Source organism: Sinomicrobium kalidii (assembly GCF_021183825.1).
Taxonomy (GTDB): Bacteria; Bacteroidota; Bacteroidia; order Flavobacteriales; family Flavobacteriaceae; genus Sinomicrobium; species Sinomicrobium kalidii.
Window position 1 is genome coordinate 3320991 of record NZ_CP089211.1, and the last position, 18535, is coordinate 3339525.

The following is an 18535-nucleotide window of genomic DNA, read 5'->3' on the forward strand; positions in this document are numbered from 1 at the left end:
AATACTTCGGCCAGGTTCGGTGCTGGCGGGTCCGCTATAAATTTTTAATGGCCGGCAGCTTGTACTGTATTTACGGTTGTCCGGAAGAAACACGGAGGATATGGTCTTCCGCTTTACACATATTTTCTATCCCGGTGAGCAATGCATCCGGGTTAAAAGAAATACTGTCTATACCCGATTCGACAAGGAAAGCCGCAAATTCGGGAAGATCGCTGGGGGCTTGTCCGCACAGCCCTGTTTTGATCCCGGCTTTTTGTGCTTCCGCTATAACCGATGTAATCATCATTTTAACGGCCCGGTTATTTTCATCGAAAAGGTTTGAAACGAATTCGGAATCCCGGTCAATCCCCAGGACAAGCTGGGTGAGGTCGTTAGACCCTATGGAAAACCCGTCGAATATCCGGGCAAATTCTTCTGCGAGGATAACATTGCCCGGAATTTCTATCATGGTGTATATTTCCAGCCCCTCTTCGCCCTGTACCAGGCCGTTTTCTGCCATCAGGCGGATCACTTTCCGGCCTTCTTCAGGAGTACGGCAGAAGGGCACCATAACTTTTAAATGGTGAAATCCCATTTCACTGCGAACTTTTCTAATGGCTTCACATTCCAGCTTAAATGCTTCTCTGTAGGCCTCATTGTAATACCTGGAAGCTCCCCTGAATCCCAGCATAGGGTTTTCTTCTACCGGTTCGAAATAACGGCCGCCTATGAGGTTGGCGTATTCGTTACTTTTAAAATCACTGAGGCGGACAATGACCTCTTCGGGATAGAAGGCAGCACAGATGGTAGCGATACCCTGGGCCAGTTTGTCAATAAAACAGACCTCTTTCCGCTTATATCCCCTGGTAAGTTCTTCTATGGAGACCCTCGTGGTCTTATCGGTTATTTTCCTGAAATCAACCAGGGCCATGGGGTGGATTTTGATCTGATGGGTGATGATAAATTCCATACGCAGCAATCCCACCCCTTTATGGGGGTAAGCGGCTAAACGGAATGCCGTCCCGGGATCGGAAAGGATCAGTTTGACCTCCGTTTTCGGCATTTTAACCCGTGAAAGGTCGATATCTTTTGCTGTGAACGGTATTTCGCCTTCATAAACATATCCCGTATTCCCTTCTGCACAGGATACGGTGACTTTCACACCTTCGGTCAACACCCGTGTGGCATCCATGCACCCCACTATGGCCGGAATTCCCAGTTCTCTCGATACGATAGCGGCATGGCTGGTACGGCCTCCCTTGTTGGTTACGATGGCACTTACGCTTTTCAGTAACGGGTCCCAGTCCGGTGTAATGGAACCGGTAACAATAATATCGCCGGGAGATAACTTACCGGCATCTGCCGGTGAGGAGAGCAAACGTACCGTCCCGTGGACGATCTTGTGCCCTATGGCATTCCCCGACGTCAGTGTTTTTCCCTTCCCGGATATACGGTATTCCCTGAAAAATGTCCCGGTATCCGACCGGTGTACGGTTTCCGGGCGGGCCTGTATGATAAACAGCCGGCGGGTCAGCCCGTCTTTGGCCCATTCGATATCCATGGGTTTCCCGTAGTGTTCTTCAATGATCACCGCCCATCGGGCTAAGCGGTGTATTTCCTCGTCCGATAGTATAAATGTTTCCTGTTTGTCTTTAGGGGTATCCGTATTTGTGGTAGCCACATGATGGTCTGTATCGGTGTAGATCATGGTCTTGTCTTTGGACCCCAGCTCTTTCCGGATAATGGCATTATATCCCTTTTTTAATGCCGGTTTAAAGACGTAAAAATCGTCCGGGTTGACGGCCCCCTGTACCATGTTCTCCCCGAGCCCCCATACTCCCGAGAGCAGGACCACTTTGTCAAAACCCGATTCGGGATCTACGGTAAATCCCACCCCGGAGCACCCCTTATCGGCACGGACCATCTTCTGTATGCCCGCAGACAACGCTACTTCTTCGTGTTTAAACCCTTTGTCTTCCCTGTATTTGATGGCTCTGTCGGTATAAAGAGAGGCAAAGCACTGTTTTACCGCCCTGAGGACATTCTTTTCTCCTGTAACATTCAGAAACGTATCGTGCATGCCTGCAAAACTCGCTTCGGGAAGGTCTTCGGCCGTAGCGCTGCTCCTGACGGCGACTTCTGCGGTTTCTCTTTCACATAACCCGGTATAGGCTTCGGCTATGGCGGCGGAAAGTTTCTCCGGGAGGTCCGCATCAAGGATGTACTGCCTGGCCCCGGAGCCGATGTCGCGGAGGTTGGTATAATTCTCCCGGTCCAGTGTGTGCAACAGGTCCCGCAATTTATGGTCGAGTCCGTTTGCCTTCAGGAATAACCGGAATGCGGACGCAGTGGTGGCAAAACCATACGGAACAGTGATCCCCGCGGATGACAAGCGGTTGTACATTTCACCCAGCGAAGCGTTTTTTCCTCCTACAACGGGAATATCGGCAATACCGATCCGGTCGAAAAATTTAATATAAGTATCCATGTCGGTTGCATTAAACTTCTGTAAAGAAAAGGGACGAACGGAAGAATTAAAATGATGAAAATCAGTTCGTATTATTTAATTCTCTTATAATTTTTTTGGCTGTTCAGTGTCGGGAGAATTTCCAAAGCCTTAATTTTTTGTTGTACCTTAGATATTTGTAGAGTTCTCCGATCCACAGTACGGAAGAGGAGATGAGCCCGAAAAAAATAAATTCGTAAAAAGAAAGCTGTTGAAAACCAAATAGCTTACGGAGAAACGGAACCTCAATGAGGCAAAGCAGCACAATGATCGAAAATACCAGGGCTGCATTGATGTATTTGTTGGAGAACATACCTATGCTGAAAACGGAGAGTTTCAGTGCCCGCATATTAAATACGTTGTAGAACTGGTAAAAAGACATGACTGCAAAAGCCGTGGTCCTTGCCTTGGATAAGCCTTCGGGCAGATAGTGGTTAAAGACCAGTAATGTCACCACCGCCATCAGTGCGGCATTGATAAATAAAAAAGGAAGGATGCTCTTGTTCAGGATATTTTCTTTGGGATTGACGGGTTTTTCGCGAAGCAGGTCGCCGTGCCCTTTTTCAGAGGCCAGGGCCATATCTTCGGTGCCGTCCGTGATGAGGTTCAGCCACAGTATTTGCGTGGCGGTTAACGGTAAGGGCATACCTATGGCCAGCGCGGAAATAAGCGTTGCGATCTCGGCAAGATTGGTGGTTACGAGGTAAAAACTGGTGTTTCTGGCGTTGTTGAACACTATCCTTCCTTCTTCTATGGCGTTTACTATGGTAGAGAAATTATCATCGGCAAGGATGATCTTTGCCGCGTCGCGCGCCACGTCCGTACCCATGATGCCCATGGCGATACCTACATCTGCCTTTTTCAGGGCAGGGGCATCGTTGACACCGTCTCCCGTCATGGCTATGAGTTCGCCCTTTTGCTGCAGGGTGTTCGCAATGCGCAGTTTCATTTGCGGGGTGAGGCGTGCAAAGACGTTGATATTCAGCACGGCTTTTTCAAATTCCCTTTCATCCAGTGCCGACAACTGTGTTTCGGTAAGGGCCGTGTTTTCTCCTTTCGGGGAGGTTTCCAGTATACCGGTAGTGCGGGCAATGGCCAGTGCGGTATTGATATGGTCGCCGGTAGCCATGATAACACGGATACCGGCCTGCCTGCACCGGGCTACCGAACTTTTTGCACCCGGGCGGGGAGGGTCGGTCATTCCGGCGATGCCGGCAAAGGTGAGCGATTCCGTATTTTTATTGATTTTCAGGAGGTCGCCGGGTTCATCCCTGTAAGCCAGGGCAACGATCCGCATGGCGTGATCCGACCAGTGTTCTATTTTCCGGGAAATAAATTGCCTGTGCTCCGTATCCATGTCAATAACACCTTTATTCGTGAGTGCCCGGGTGGATTTTTCCAGTATTTGTTCCGGGGCCCCGATAACGAACAGTTGTTTCTTTCCGTTTTTTTCAACCAGGGTGGCACGCCTTTTACGGGCCGAGTCAAAAGGAGTGTCATCCAGCTTTTCGGTTCCGCCGGTAAAAACACCTCCTTTCCTGGCCAGGACCAGCAGGGCCCCTTCCGTCGGGTCGCCCATCAGTTTGTAGGTGTTCTTTTCAGTGTCGTGATAAACTTCCGCATTGTTGCACCACCCGGCGATCTGCAGAAACTGTTGCAGCGCGGGAAGGCGGTTGACATCGAGAACATGCCCGTTCCTTACAAAATTGCCCGCCGGGAACCATCCTTCACCCGTAACATGGATATCTTCCTCACCGGGAATCCCTATTTTTTGTACAGTGAGGCTGTTTTGCGTCAAAGTACCTGTCTTATCGGTGATGATGGTGGTGACCGCCCCCAGGGTTTCCGTTGCCGTAAATTCACGGACAATAACCTTTCGTTTTGACATCCTCCGGATACCAATGGCCAGTACGATAGAAAGGACTGCAGGTAAACCTTCGGGAATCGCGGCTACCAGGATGGCGATAGCGGTGATGAAAACATCACTCAGATTTGTATCCCGGAAAAAATACATGATGACAAACAGGCAAACCGCGCTTGTAACAGACAGCAGAGCCATTTGTTTACCCAGGATATCCGTTTTTTTCTGGAAGTTGGTCCGGGAAGTCCTGATACTTTGCAGTGTGCCGGCAATGTTTCCTATAGCCGTGTTCATCCCGGTGGCGGTTACCACACCAACGGCATAGCCGCTGGCCAGGAACGTACCTTTGTATACCATGTTTTTTCTTTCGGGCAGAATGGTTTCCGCAGGCAGGGGCAGGGTGTCTTTACCGGTTGAAAGGGATTCGCCGGTAAGTGCCGCTTCTATGGTACGGACATTCCTGGTTTCGATAAGCCGGGCATCTGCCGGGACCTGGTCGCCTTCTTCCAGGAAAATGATATCGCCGGGAACCAGTTCCCGGGACAAAAGCGTTTCCTTCTTACCATTACGCAATACCTTGGCCCATAAGGCCAGGGAAGTTTTCAGCGAAGCCACCGCTTTTTCGGCGCGCCACTCCTGGGTGAAACCTATACAGGCATTTAAAAAGATAACGGAGAGAATGATATAGGTGTCTATGGTATTTCCGCTGAGCTGTGAAATAATCGCGGCAACAAAAAGTACGATAACCAGCAGGCTCCCGAACTGTTTTCCGAAGATGCTTATCCACGATCTTTTTCCTGACTCCCGGAGTTCGTTCCGGCCATAGCGTGTTCTCCGGTCTTCCGCCTCGCGGTCTGTCAGTCCCAGGGCAGTTGTCCGTAATTCCCTGAAAACCTGTTCTGCGGTAACATGATGCCACGGTGTTTTTGCTGTATGATCTGCCGACATCTTTTTTCCGTTAAATCAATTTTCTTTCCGATGTTGTTTTTTGCTCCCGTAAAGAAAACAGTAAAACAAAATTGTCGAAATGATGAATGTCATTCTTTTACGGGTGAAGGTGCGATACATTTGGGTATTGAGATGTAAAACGGTTCCTTATTAACCACTTAATCAAACCCAGAATCATGGTACATTCGGATATATTCGGTAAAAATGTGGGCGATTACGAAGCCTGGTATGCCAGGTACGATGCTGTATACAAATCTGAGATCCGGGCACTTCGCGAACATTTTACACGGCTCCCGGAAAATATAACGGGAATAGAAGTCGGGGCGGGGACGGGAAGGTTTGCCCTTCCCCTGGGAATTAAGGAGGGGGTAGAACCCTCGGACGAAATGGCCGCGCTGGCGGTAAAAAGAGGGATTGAGATCGTAAAGGGATATGCGGAGGCGCTTCCGTATAAGGATGTTCATTTCGACTTTGTTCTTTTTGTGACCATCTGTCATCTGAACAATGTGAAAAAAGCACTTCGGGAAGCGTTTCGGGTCTTAAAGGACGGCGGTCTTCTTATCATCGGTTTTATAGAAAAAGACGGGGAGATTGCCAGAAGCTATATGGAAAAGCGTAAACGGAGCATTTTTTACCGGCATGCCAGCTTTTACAGGACCGGCCATTTGAAGAGAATGATCCTGGATTGTGGTTTCAGGGATCTCAGAATTACACAGACCCTGTTCGGGAATCCGGACGAGATCACGGAAGAACAGGCCCCTAAGACAGGTTACGGGGAAGGGTCATTTATAGTGATAAGCGCTTTGAGAAGATAGGTTATAAGGTTATTATTAAAAGTCTTACCATGCTTTTAATAACATAGGATGGTTGATGGAATCAAAGAATCGAAAGGGGCTATTGAAAGTATATGTGGTTAAGAGCATGTTTAAACTGAATTCAAATGGCTAAAAAAATGTTTTTTTGTTGCCGGCGCGCCACCAGGCTCCTTCACTAAAAACGGCCACTGGCTGTTTTCTTAACGTTCGGTCTTATCTCATAGCTACGGCTATACGGCTTAAAAAAGTCTTCATACGGAACAGCGCGGAGCGTATAAAAATAACCCGGTGGGTTATTTTAGCGAACGAGCCAGCCGGCGCAAGGGTGTTTTTCGCTGCAATCAATCCAGTTTAAGTATGCTTTAAAAAGGACAGACCGAAACGGTTATTACAGACAAGGTCAAAGTACAAGAATAAATATGCGTTATGGACGATTTTATAGTATTGATAGCGGGTATATCAGGACTTTGGGGAGGTACGGAAATTGTAGTGAGAAATGCCTTGGTATTGGCCAAAAAATATAATGTTTCGGAACTTTTTATCGGGCTTACCATTTTAGCGTTTGGTACAGACCTTCCGGAGTTGGTAGTGGCAATAGACGGGGCCTTTCATAATTTAAAAGGAGTTAATGTATCGGGGGTGATTGTAGGTAATGCCATAGGAAGTTCTGTATGTCAGATCAGTATTGTAATGGGGTTAACAGCATTTTTTCATTTTCTAAAAGTGGAAAAAAAACAGGTAAGGTACATGGCTATTGAATTAATAGGTTCACTTCTATTGCTTTTACTTTTGGCTTTTGATCATACAATTACCTGGAACGACGGGGCATTGATGATTGTTGTTTTTCTAATATATATTTTTACAAGATTACAGAGAGAACCTAAACAATTGCAAGCTGAATTTAAGATTGACAAGAAAAGATCTTTAAATGATGTATTACCGGTCATTTTTCTTGTGTTGGGGGTGGGGTTGGTAATCTTTAGTTCGGACATTACCATAAAACATGCTCTGAATATTGCACAAATATGGGAAGTTCGGCAATCTTTTGTCGGTGCTGTTATAATCGGCCTGGGAAGCAGTTTGCCGGAATTGGCCGTATCCGTAAATGCAGCAATAAAGAAAAAACCCGGCCTGTCTATAGGAAACATAATCGGTAGCAATATATTTGATTTGTTAATACCTCTGGGAATGGCCTCTTTGGTAGCGGATATTCGGGTTATAAAAGAAACCCTATGGTTCGATATTCCTTTTTTGTTACTTATCAGCATAAGTGTTTTATGGTTTCTGGACGAAAAACGCGGACTAAAAAGAAGCCAGGGCATAATACTTTTGTGTTCATACGTTTTGTATGCAGTAATTAAATATCTGTTTAGTGATCCGGGTTGAGGTTAAACCTATGCACTTTAATACACCTTGCTTTGAGGCCCTTAAATTTTTTAGATATTTAAAGGGTTAAATTCGAAGAAAAAAGCTATGGATAAATACTATATTTTACCGGATCGCTTTTCTTCTTCCTGAAAATGTTTAGCAAAAATCTCGGATTAGAATGCTTTTACACATTTTCGGTCCTATTTGCCATTTTCAGGAGTTTAACAGCCTCCTCATCCGTAACTTGTTCAAACACTTCGTAATGAGCGCCTACGGCATAGAAATTGACCGGTTGTTCCAGGCAGATGATCTTATTAATATATGGGGATTTTTCCAGTTTTTGTATGGCCTGTGGCGATGCTACCGGAACCGCAACAATAATCTTTTTCGTTTTTTCTTTAAATAAAAGTTCTGCTGTGGCCAGCATGGTATTCCCGGTGGCGATGCCATCGTCTACGACAATAGCTGTCCTGTCCCTGACACTCATGGGGTTGTGGTCCGGATAATATAGCCGGTATCTTTCGCTTAGGATTTTCCGTATGCTGTTGACCTCTCCTTCAATATACGATCCCGGTATTTTTTTGGCCGTATCGTCCAGGACTACACTGCTCAGGCTTACGGCACCAATGGCGTATTCCCGGTTATGGGGATGGGCTATTTTCTTAGTAAGCACAACATCCAGTGGCAATTTGAGTGTCCTGGCGATGACAACTCCCAGGGGAAGCCCTCCCCTGGGAATAGCCAGTATAATGGCATTTTGCCCCTGGTAAGGTTTCAGGAGTTCGGTGAGTTCAATGGCTGCTTGTATCCTGTCTCTGAACATGGCTTTAAACTTCAGTTTATGTATTCAGGTGTTTTTTAAACCAGTTAACCGATATAGCAGTAGCCTGTTCCAGTTTACCCGGTTCTTCAAAAAGATGGGAGGCTTCGGGGATGATCTCAAGCCGCTTTTTGCCGTGCAGTTTTGCATAAGCCTCGCGATTTAGTTGTAAGACCACTTGATCCCAGCCTCCTACGATCAACAGCGTTGCGGCGTTGACCGTACGCAGGTCGTTATCTCCCGCAAGATCAGGCCGCCCTCCTCTGGATACGACGGCTTTTATGGTATTGCCGAAATAAGCTGCTGCTTTCAATGCGGAGGCCGCTCCCGTACTTGCTCCGAAATAGCAGATCGGAAGGCCTTTGATTTTTGGATGATTTTTTATCCAGTTGGTCACATCAATTAATCGTTGAGTTAGTAATTCTATATCAAATCGGTTTTCGTAAACAGCATCTTCTTTTTCCGACAGCAGATCAAAGAGCAGGGAAGCAAATCCTTGTGTATTGAATATTACGGCAACCCTGTTATTTCTGGGACTTAGGCGGCTGCTTCCGCTACCGTGGGAAAAAATGATAATCCCCCGCGCTTTTTCGGGGATGGTCAAAATCCCTTTTAGCGTTATTTTCTCCAAAGCGATATTTACAGTATCAGTCATTGCGCGGAGTTTAACTTTTGTTATAATATATAATCGTTTATTAAGCGGTACTAAATTACTCGTATTACAGGAGCTTGGGAATGATAAATATCAAGTGAGATTAAACTACGAGCCTTTCATCGATGATTTCCAGATTTAGGACTATGTGAAGTTTTTGGAAATTAAGGAAACAGAAGGGTTTTTAACCTCAAAAAATGTAAAAGGAAGTGCCATTGCATAAGTAGCGACAGAAAAGAACGCCTAACCGCTAACCTGGTTATAAAGAAAAAACAAAAACTGATAAATATCATTTTTTAAGGGGATGAGAGGGCGTACTTTAGTAGTGTTAAAATAAAGTTCTTTGCTTTTGGGTAATAAGATAAAGGAGTTTTCAACCTATTTAAAAATAAGTAAGGTATGGAGTAGGACGTAACAATCTTACAATGTTCTTTACTGTTCTTTTGAAGAATTGAAGATTCCCCCGGAAACAGGCTCACCAGCGTGTGGGCCTGTTTCTTTATCTTTCACAGCAGATCATGCTGTTATTATTGGAGGAGATTATGTATCATAGAGGGATGTTTGGTTTTTGGTATAAAACTTATATAACTTACGTTAATACATCAATCCTTCCGAGAGAAAAGGCTGTCTTCCATAAAGATGGCCTTTTACTGTTATTTGTTCTATCGCGGAATACAATGACATAAAAAAACGACAAACTGATAAATATCATTTTTTTACCTGGAAGAAGAGGCTACTTTAGTACCATAAAATAAAGTTCTTTGCATACTGATCGATGAAAAATAAAACTACGCATAGCTTTGGGGAGAAATGAGGTTTCAGGGACTTTGGTACATGGCCTTGATTTCCCGAACGGGAAATAACAACAAGGATCGTCCTGAAAGTTACCGGTTAAAAGACACTAAGGGCTTTTCCCGGTATACAGCAATGACGAATAAATGAAAAAATGTTTTTGAAACCTCAACCATAGGGAATTTTCAATTTTATGTATGGAGATAAAGTCTTTATGAGGTGTAATGATCTCGTGATACTTTACCCGTATGGCAAATCGAAGATTTCCGGGAAACAGGCTTGCCGTGAGCAGGCCTGTTTCTTCTTTCTTTTATACTTTTTCATCATATAGATTGCCGTTGTTTATCAGCGACAATCACCAGGGGAGGTCGATTGTATTTTTGAAGCGCATAAATGTTTCGGAATGCGGAAACGTATTCGGGCATTTAAGGCTTTGAAAATATGATACCCCCCTTTGAAGGAACAGGGACGAAAGTCCCTGTTCTTGTTTTTAATCTATAGAAACCGCAATGGATATGGTGCGTTTATCATTGACACCTAATGCGCTCCAAATATTGGAAGAGCGCTATCTGCTCCGGGATCCGGACGGAAAGGTTATGGAAGCCCCGGAAGAAATGTTCCGGAGGGTCTCGGAATGGATTGCCGGGACAGAAAGGAATAACAGGGAGTACTGGGAAGCAACGTTCTTCAGGATGATGAACAGCCTGGAGTTCCTGCCCAATTCCCCCACCCTGATGAATGCAGGCCTGCCCGGGGGCCAGTTAAGCGCCTGTTTTGTGCTGCCGGTAGAAGACAGCCTCGACGCTATTTTTACTTCACTTAAAAATGCGGCACTGATCCACCAGAGCGGGGGAGGCACCGGGTATAATTTTTCAAGGCTCCGTCCAAAGGGGGCCCTGGTCAGTACTTCCAAGGGGTTTTCTTCCGGTCCCGTAGCCTTTATGAAGATTTACGATGCCGCAACCGAACACGTAAAGCAGGGGGGAAAGCGAAGAGGGGCCAATATGGGTATTCTGAATGTGGACCATCCCGATATCGAAGAATTTATTTCCGTTAAAACAGACCGGGTCAGCCTTCGGAACTTTAACATCTCCGTAGGGATTACAGACCGCTTTATGGACGCTGTGGAAAAGAATCTCTCCTGGACTTTGAAAGACCCCAGAACCGGATGGGCGGTGCGGAATATCCCCGCCAAAAAACTATGGGATCAGATTACCGGAACAGCCTGGGCTACGGGTGACCCGGGACTGATCTTCCTCGATAGCATCAACCGGGATAACCCTACTCCCGGACTGGGTGAGATACAGAGTACCAACCCATGCGGGGAAGTCCCCCTGCTCGATTACGAAAGCTGCAACCTGGGATCGGTCAATCTCTCCAAAATGGTAACCGCACGTGGAGGGGATTATGAGTTCGATTTTAACAGGCTGGCCGAAACGGTGCATGCGGGCATACGTTTCCTGGATAATGTCATACATGCCAATCACTACCTCTTACCCCAGATCAAATCCATAACCCTGAAAAACAGGAAAATCGGCCTCGGGCTTATGGGATGGGCAGAATTGCTTATGCTCATGGAAATACCATATGCATCTATGGAGGCGGTAAAACTGGCAGAAAAACTCATGGCATTTGTAAGAAAGGAAAGTTATAAGGCGTCTGCAAGCCTGGCCGAAGAAAAGGGATGTTTCCCTTCCTGGACGGAAAGCAGGTTTTACCCGGGTCAAAAAATGCGGAATGCCACCTGTAACAGTATCGCCCCCACCGGGACAATCTCTGTTATAGCCGACACCTCGTATTCCATAGAGCCTTTGTACGCCCTGGCATACAGGCGTGTGGGTATATTGGGGGAAAAGTCGCAACAGGAGATCAGCCGGGTTTTTGAAAAGAAGATGAAACAAATGGGATACTGGAATGCGGAGTTGGAAGCTGAGGTATTGCAGACCGGCACCATTAAAGAAGTGGCAGGGATTCCCGACCGGGTAAAAAAAGTGTTTGAAACCAGCCTGGAGATCCCCTGGGAATTTCACCTGCAACACCAAAGGGCTTTCCAGAAATTTACGGACAATTCGGTTTCCAAGACCATTAACCTTCCGGCAGAAGCCCGGGCCGGGGATATCTCCAATGTGTATATGACGGCATGGAAATACGGATTGAAAGGGATAACCATATACAGGGACGGGAGCAAGGAAAAACAAGTGCTGCAAAGATGTAATGTCAGTGCTCCCGGGGCCTGCTAAAACATGACACTGTGATATATCAGGGGTTTCAGGTCCTTGGGTAGGCCGGTACGTATATCTTCCAGCTCTCCCAGGGAGATGTACTTTCTGAGAGAAATAAATGTGGTCTGGATATAATTTTCGGCCAGGTCATCCGATTCGAAATCATAGATGGAAGCAGGGCCGTCGAAACTGCGGACCAGATCGATGAACTCCGTAATGTTCTTTATCTTTTCCCGTTTGGTTTTTAATGTCCATCCGTTGACATAGACAGCTTTCAGGAACATGGGAAATTGTGCTATAAGCTGCAGGGATTCTTCCGGGGGGATGATCTCGCGAAGGGCGTGTAGCACGGCAGAGAGTATCCTTCCGGCTCTTTCCTTATCATTTCCCAGGTTCAGGTCCTTGGCATATCCTTTTAAAAAGGTATTGGCCTCCGTGGCGTATTGGTTAAAATTGAGTGCCATTGTATTAAAATTTATAAATGTTCCACATTCCGTTTTTGTCCCTTGTCCCCACGAGATGAGGAGATAATAGTTCAGCTTCTATCCGGGGCTGTTTGTATCTCTTTTCAGATAGCAGAATTCCCTTGAGCTGCCTCAGATACCGAACGATTTCTCCTTTTGGGTTTATCATGACTTCATCAAATTCGTTGGCGATGATATCCATGTCCAGGTATTCGTTTTTTCCGCGGACCGTTTTACTCCGCACAATGGCAAAGGCAAGGCCATTGCTGAAGGAAGTAGCATTGAGAAAAGCGGGGGAAATCACTGTTTTTCCGGTTTTGTCCATATACCCGTAATAGGTAATTCCTTCTTTTGTTTCCTTGATCAGGCAAAGGCCTTCACTAAATGCGGGAGGGTTTTCACGGACTGCGATGTCCTGCCTGAAATCGATAACCAGGTCCCCGCCGGGATTAATAAATCCCCATTCCCCGTTCTTTTCAACAGCGATAAGACCGTCAGAAAGTTTTCCGATTCTCGATATACCGGAAATATGCTGTGCGGAAAGGGAAATACCCGATAACAGCAGCGTCCAGAAAATAATCTTTTTCATTTTTTCCTGATTTTAAAGTTTGTGTTGAAAGTATATGAAATATGTCATGTATAAAATGATAAATATCAGTGTATAAGAGAGTGGTACATTGATATTTATCATGTTTTTTATTCCGGGGGAGCTTTATTTTTGACGATGTATAAAAAAACGCAAAATGAAAAAAATACTATTGCCCACCGACTTTTCCGACAATGCCTGGAATGCCATCGCATATGCCCTTGAAATGTTTAAAGAAGAGGAGTGTGAGTTTTATGTGCTGCACACCTATATACCCGCTTTCTACGAGGTGGATTATCACGGGATGATAGAAGATACCTTATCCGGGTTGCAAACGACGCTCGAAAGGATCTGCCGGGAATTTCCCAATGAAAAACACAGGTTTCATTCGCATTCGGATTTTGACCAGTTTACGGATGAGGTAAGGGATATAACCGAAGCGGAGGGAATAGACATGATAGTGATGGGAACCAAAGGCGCCACGGGAGCCCGGCGGATCTTATTCGGGAGCAATACCGTTTTTGTGATGCGGAAAGCTACGGTCCCGGTATTGGCTGTTCCCGACAGGTATGCATATAAAGGAATAAAAAGAATACTTTTTCCCACGGATTATCTGAGACATTTTAAAAAAGAGGAATTGCAACCCCTGGTAGATATGGCAAAAAGACATGGATCCGGGCTTACTGTACTTCACGTGGAAGAAGACCTGAAGTGGACGGAACAGGAACAAAAGAACAAGGAAAAATTAAGGGGTCTTTTAGCCGGTGTCGATTTTGAATTTATTGTTGTCCGGGATACGGACATATCGGCGGCCATACAGGACCATATACGTGATGATGATTACGACTTGCTGGTTATGATGCACAGAAAGCATTCCTTTCTGGGAAGATTTTTATTGCGGCAAAATGTAGCCAATATCGGGTTTGACCTGAAAATCCCTTTCCTGGTACTTCAGGAGGACCCTGTAAAATAACTCAGATATGAAAAGGATATTAATTCCCACCGACTTTTCCGCAAACGCTTATAAAGCCATGGAATATGCCATATATCTTTTTGAAAGGGAACCGTGTACCTTTTACCTGTTAAACGCACAGGAAACGAATACGGGGAGTGATCGTACGGAAAGAGTGACGGATCCGAATGTGAAAATGATGGAAGACCTGTTTAAAGAGGTCAACATAAAAAACACGAACCCCGAACATTTTTACAAAAGGGAGGTGATATACGATGCTCTGGTAAATGCGGTAGGAAAAACGGTGATCTCCCGGAATGTGGATTACATTTTTATGGGAACAAAAGGCTCCACGGCGGCCAGGGAGATCTTTATGGGAAGCAATGCACTGAAGGTGATTAAAAATATTGATTTCTGCCCGGTTGTGGCTGTTCCGGAAACGTATGATTATGACCTTCCGGACGAGATTTTGTTCCCCACGGATTTTAAAAGCACTTATGAAGAATTCGGGCTGAAGCCGCTAAAGGAGATCGCCGGGTTGTGGGGATCAAAAATCAGGATACTGCATATCACAGAAGAAGAACAGTTCAATGAAGTGCAGGTAAAGAACAGGAAAAAACTGGGAAGGCTGTTAAAAAATTTTACCTATACGCGTGAAGAGATCGTAAAATATAACAACATATCCAAAGTCATTGCCCGGTATTCCGAAAACAGGGCTATCGGTATGGTGGCCATGATAAACAATAAACACAGTTTCCCGGAAAAACTGTTCCGGGAACCCGTGATCAGAAATGTGGTCTTCAGGATAAAAGTCCCTTTTCTGGTGATGCCGGATATTACATGAGCTTACCAAAAGATATACAGAGATCAGAAATGAGATAAAGCGACGATGTTATGTCCCGTCTCCTGCCTGTGATGACAGGATAAATAAAAATACCTATGACTAAATTAACTCAGACAGATCCGATGAAACGAATATTAGTACCTACCGATTTTTCCGCCAATGCAAGAAATGCTGTTGACTATGCTGTTCAACTGTTCAAAGATGAGGCGTGTGAATTTATACTGCTCCATACCTTTGGCGCCGGAAATACCACCAATATGATGGTTTTACAGGCTTCCAACCCCGCGTACGAGGCGGCACTCGTAAGATCACAAAAAGGATTGAAAGAGCTTTTCGATATATTGAGTTCTTCGGGAATAAACCGGGATCATGCCTTTGACATGGTTTCCAGGTACGGCCGCCTGGCCGAAACGGTCAAAGAACTGATTAAAGAGCGGAATATCGGTATGATCGTCATGGGCACCCGGGGAGCGACCGGGGCAAAAGAAAGATGGTTTGGCAGCAATACCGTTGCGGTCATGGAAAGCGTATTTAACTGCCCGATACTGGCGGTACCCGAATCTGCCGGGATAAAGATACCTAAGGGGATCGTATTTCCGTCTTCTTTTAAAAATGCTTATAAAAGAAAAGACCTTGCTCCGTTATTGGAATTGGCGAAGAAACATCGATGTACCGTGAGAATACTGCACATCGGGGACAGAGAAGAACCGGATGAAGAACAACTGGATAACAAGGCCTGTCTTATGGTGAGGCTGGAGGGAATAAAAACCCATTATCACGCCCTGACCAATATAGATACGGAAACGGCCATCCATTGTTTTACGGAAAGCCGTGAAGATGTGGACATGATTGCCTTTATGAACCAAAAGCACAGTTTATTTAATACAATGCTAAGGAAACCTGTACTTAAAGGACTGGGGCACCATACGGGGGTCCCCCTGCTTGTTATGTATCGTTCGTAAATTTATTAACCGGGTATTAATGCGTAAATTTATAGATGCTTCCGGAGCCCGGGGCCAAAGGGTGTAATCTTAAAATCAAAGACTTATGAAAAATATCGGTATTTGGATGGATCGGAGAAAGGCCCATCTCGTCACCGTGGAAAAGGGGGATGAAAAAATAGAAACGGTGATCTCAAAGATAGAAGCCTACCGGCCTGTGGGCGGATCGCGTTCTAAAACGCGTTGGGGCCCCCAGGATGTGGTACAGGACAGCAAATATACGGAAAGGAGGAAACACCAGATGAAAAGATATTTTGAAGTCCTGGCAGCAAAGATCAAGGATGCGGAGGCCATAGCTATTTACGGTCCCGGAGCCGTCGGGTTTAAGTTTGCCGAATACCTGGAGAAAGACCATAAATCTTTAAGGGAAAAAGTAAAATGTGTGGAAAAGGCAGACAGCATGACAGCAAACCAGGTAAAGGCGCTGGTACGGGATTTTTTTGTTTCCGGCAGCCTTTAGTGATGCGTAAGGAAATGCTGTTGCCACCCGATTTAAAAATATGAGTAATACCCATCTGTTAAAAATCACGAAGGCCTCGGGAGAGCAGGCCGATTTTTCTTATGAGAAGCTCCGCACCTCCCTGAAACACACCGGGGCGGGAGATCGGCTTATCGAACATATTATCCGGACGGTTCACGATGAGCTTTACCCCGGCATTTCCACCCGGGAAATATACAACCGGGCTTTTGCCATACTACGGAAAGACACCCCGGTATTTGCTTCAAAGTACAAACTCAAAAAGGCAATTTACGAACTGGGGCCGTCCGGTTTTCCCTTTGAGAGGTTTATAGGAGCGGTTTTGCAGTATTCGGGGTATAAAAATGAAATAGGAAAGGTGATCCCGGGAACCTGTGTGCATCATGAAATTGATGTCTTTGCACGGAAAAACGGGACAGTAACCCTGGTAGAGTGTAAATTCCACGGTGATCAAGGCAGAAAATGCGATGTTAAGATCCCCCTCTATATTCATTCCAGGTTCCTGGACATAAACAGCGCCTGGAAGGCGCATGCCGAAAACAATTTGACAGGGTCATGGTTGGTGACCAATACCCGTTTTACGTCCGACGCCCTGAAATACGGCCGGTGTGCCGGGCTTTATTTGCTGAGCTGGGACCATCCTGAAGAAAACAGCCTGAAAGACCGGATAGACCGCCTCGGGTTGCATCCCGTCACATCTTCCACTTTAATGACAAAGCGGGAAAAACAGTTTTTGCTGGATAAGGGTATTGTCCTTTGCAGGGATTTGCACAAAGAATCCTTTATGCTCGATCATATCGGTGTTTCCGAAAAGCGGAAGAAAAATATACTCCGGGAGATCTGTGAATTGTGCCATGTAAATCGCATCGCGGAATGAAAAAAGAGGTTAAAATACATTTCCTGGGAGCCGCCGGGACTGTTACGGGCTCCAAATTCCTGGTAGAGACTTCAGACCTGAAGTTTCTGATAGACTGCGGATTGTTCCAGGGCGCCAAGGCATGGCGGGAACTGAACTGGCAGGAGCTGGAGTTTGACGTGGCGGAGCTGGATTTTGTGCTCCTGACTCATGGCCACCTCGATCATGTAGGGTATTTGCCCAGGCTGGTAAAACAGGGGTTTAGAGGCAAGATATACGGTACTGCACCTACATTGGCCATAACCCGGATCATATTAAAAGACAGTGCCAAAATACAGGAGGAAGATGCCGAACTGGCCAATAAAGAAGGGTTTTCCAGGCACCACCCGGCCCTGCCGTTATATACGGAGGATGATGTGGAAAAGACCCTGCAATACCTCGAAGCACAACCCCGTGACCACTGGATACATTTATCCGGGGATATTGCTGTGCGATTCCGGTATAACGGTCATATTTTGGGAGCGACGTTTATAGAAACGGACATCTATGGCAAACGCTTTGTGTTTTCCGGGGATATCGGCAGGCCAGGCGACCTGCTTTTGTTTGATCCCGACAAACCGGATAAGGCCGATTATCTCTTTATAGAGACCACCTATGGCGACCGCGTCCATTCCGGGGAAGATGCACGGGAGATACTTGCCTCCATGATCGGGGAAACCATACACAAAAGAGGGAACCTGATTATCCCGAGCTTTGCCGTGGAGCGAACACAGGTGCTGATCGTCCTGTTATGGGAGCTGTATAGAAAAAATAAGATACCCCGTATCCCGGTGGTCATAGACAGTCCGATGGGAGAAGAGGTCCTGCGGGTTTTTCTGCAGTACCCGGACTGGCATAAGGTAAGCCGGGATGAATTCAGGGCGATATTAAACTTTGTGAAAATTGTCGATTCTTACCGGGAAACCTGGAATGTCATCGACAATACCCAGCCCAAAATAGTGATTGCCGGGAGTGGTATGGTCACCGGGGGAAGGGTACTGACCTATTTAAAACAGCTTATCGATGAGGAAAGTACTACTGTACTCCTGGTAGGCTTCCAGGCCGAAGGGACCAGGGGAAGGGACCTTAAGGAAGGGGCGAAGGAGATCAGGTTTTTCGGCAAATATTATCCTGTGCGTGCCCGGATCGAATGCCTGGACGCTCTTTCGGCTCATGCAGATCAAAAAGAATTACTAAATTGGTTGTCCGGAATTGAAGGAAAGCCGGAAAAAGTTTTTCTCATCCACGGGGAGCCTGAAAGCGCACGGGTTTTCGGGGAGAAAATTAAAGAGGTATATTCCTGGGATTCCTGTATCCCGGAACACAATGATGTTATAAGATTATTACTTTAA

At 45.9% G+C, this 18535-nt stretch carries 15 protein-coding genes; 9 read left to right on the forward strand and 6 right to left on the reverse strand.

The features are described 5' to 3' along the window. Positions 1 to 70 precede the first annotated feature (70 nt). On the reverse strand, positions 71 to 2467 hold the full coding sequence (gene ppsA, locus LS482_RS13425; RefSeq protein WP_233028031.1) for a phosphoenolpyruvate synthase: 2397 nt from the start codon (positions 2465 to 2467) through the stop codon (positions 71 to 73). A gap of 103 nt (positions 2468 to 2570) precedes the next feature. Beyond that, positions 2571 to 5294: a cation-translocating P-type ATPase gene (locus tag LS482_RS13430; RefSeq protein WP_233028032.1), complete on the reverse strand. Its 2724-nt coding sequence runs from the start codon at positions 5292 to 5294 to the stop codon at positions 2571 to 2573. A 176-nt stretch (positions 5295 to 5470) separates the two neighbouring features. On the opposite strand from LS482_RS13430, the gene LS482_RS13435 reads away from it, so the two are divergent. Further along, positions 5471 to 6109: a class I SAM-dependent methyltransferase gene (locus tag LS482_RS13435; RefSeq protein ID WP_233028033.1), complete on the forward strand. Its 639-nt coding sequence runs from the start codon at positions 5471 to 5473 to the stop codon at positions 6107 to 6109. A gap of 426 nt (positions 6110 to 6535) precedes the next feature. Next, entirely contained in the window at positions 6536 to 7495 is a 960-nt protein-coding gene (locus LS482_RS13440; RefSeq protein ID WP_233028034.1) for a calcium/sodium antiporter, read from the forward strand. A gap of 166 nt (positions 7496 to 7661) precedes the next feature. On the opposite strand, the gene LS482_RS13445 is transcribed toward LS482_RS13440, so the two are convergent. Together LS482_RS13445 and LS482_RS13450 are read right to left on the reverse strand one after the other, a co-directional pair. Beyond that, positions 7662 to 8300 (reverse strand): phosphoribosyltransferase, encoded by a 639-nt coding sequence (locus LS482_RS13445; RefSeq protein ID WP_233028035.1) that lies wholly within the window; start codon positions 8298 to 8300, stop codon positions 7662 to 7664. 16 nt (positions 8301 to 8316) lie between these two features. Next, positions 8317 to 8952, reverse strand: a complete 636-nt coding sequence (locus tag LS482_RS13450) for a dienelactone hydrolase family protein (protein WP_233028036.1) — start codon at positions 8950 to 8952, stop codon at positions 8317 to 8319. A gap of 1304 nt (positions 8953 to 10256) precedes the next feature. Between LS482_RS13450 and LS482_RS13455 the strand changes: the two genes are divergently transcribed. Next, on the forward strand, positions 10257 to 11981 hold the full coding sequence (locus LS482_RS13455) for an adenosylcobalamin-dependent ribonucleoside-diphosphate reductase (protein WP_233028037.1): 1725 nt from the start codon (positions 10257 to 10259) through the stop codon (positions 11979 to 11981). Here the strand turns inward: LS482_RS13455 and LS482_RS13460 are convergent. Together LS482_RS13460 and LS482_RS13465 are read right to left on the reverse strand one after the other, a co-directional pair. Next, positions 11978 to 12427 carry a DUF2267 domain-containing protein gene (locus tag LS482_RS13460; protein WP_233028038.1) on the reverse strand — a complete coding sequence of 150 codons (450 nt, stop codon included), beginning with the start codon at positions 12425 to 12427 and terminating at the stop codon, positions 11978 to 11980. The two genes, LS482_RS13455 and LS482_RS13460, sit on opposite strands and share 4 nt — an antisense overlap. Before the next feature lie 4 nt (positions 12428 to 12431). Then, on the reverse strand, positions 12432 to 13016 hold the full coding sequence (locus LS482_RS13465; RefSeq protein ID WP_233028039.1) for a WG repeat-containing protein: 585 nt from the start codon (positions 13014 to 13016) through the stop codon (positions 12432 to 12434). Positions 13017 to 13170: 154 nt separating this feature from the next. Between LS482_RS13465 and LS482_RS13470 the strand changes: the two genes are divergently transcribed. From LS482_RS13470 to LS482_RS13495, 6 genes are all read left to right on the forward strand, one after another. After that, on the forward strand, positions 13171 to 13986 hold the full coding sequence (locus LS482_RS13470) for a universal stress protein (protein WP_233028040.1): 816 nt from the start codon (positions 13171 to 13173) through the stop codon (positions 13984 to 13986). Positions 13987 to 13993: 7 nt separating this feature from the next. Then, positions 13994 to 14809, forward strand: a complete 816-nt coding sequence (locus LS482_RS13475) for a universal stress protein (RefSeq protein WP_233028041.1) — start codon at positions 13994 to 13996, stop codon at positions 14807 to 14809. Positions 14810 to 14931: 122 nt separating this feature from the next. Beyond that, positions 14932 to 15771 carry a universal stress protein gene (locus tag LS482_RS13480; RefSeq protein ID WP_233028042.1) on the forward strand — a complete coding sequence of 280 codons (840 nt, stop codon included), beginning with the start codon at positions 14932 to 14934 and terminating at the stop codon, positions 15769 to 15771. Positions 15772 to 15877: 106 nt separating this feature from the next. Beyond that, positions 15878 to 16270, forward strand: a complete 393-nt coding sequence (locus LS482_RS13485; protein ID WP_233028043.1) for a hypothetical protein — start codon at positions 15878 to 15880, stop codon at positions 16268 to 16270. A gap of 40 nt (positions 16271 to 16310) precedes the next feature. Next, positions 16311 to 17165, forward strand: coding sequence for a PDDEXK family nuclease (locus tag LS482_RS13490; RefSeq protein ID WP_233028044.1), 855 nt, complete (start codon positions 16311 to 16313; stop codon positions 17163 to 17165). Beyond that, a complete protein-coding gene (locus LS482_RS13495; RefSeq protein ID WP_233028045.1) occupies positions 17162 to 18535 on the forward strand; it encodes an MBL fold metallo-hydrolase RNA specificity domain-containing protein in 1374 nt (457 codons plus the stop codon). Before LS482_RS13490 ends, LS482_RS13495 begins: the two co-directional genes overlap by 4 nt.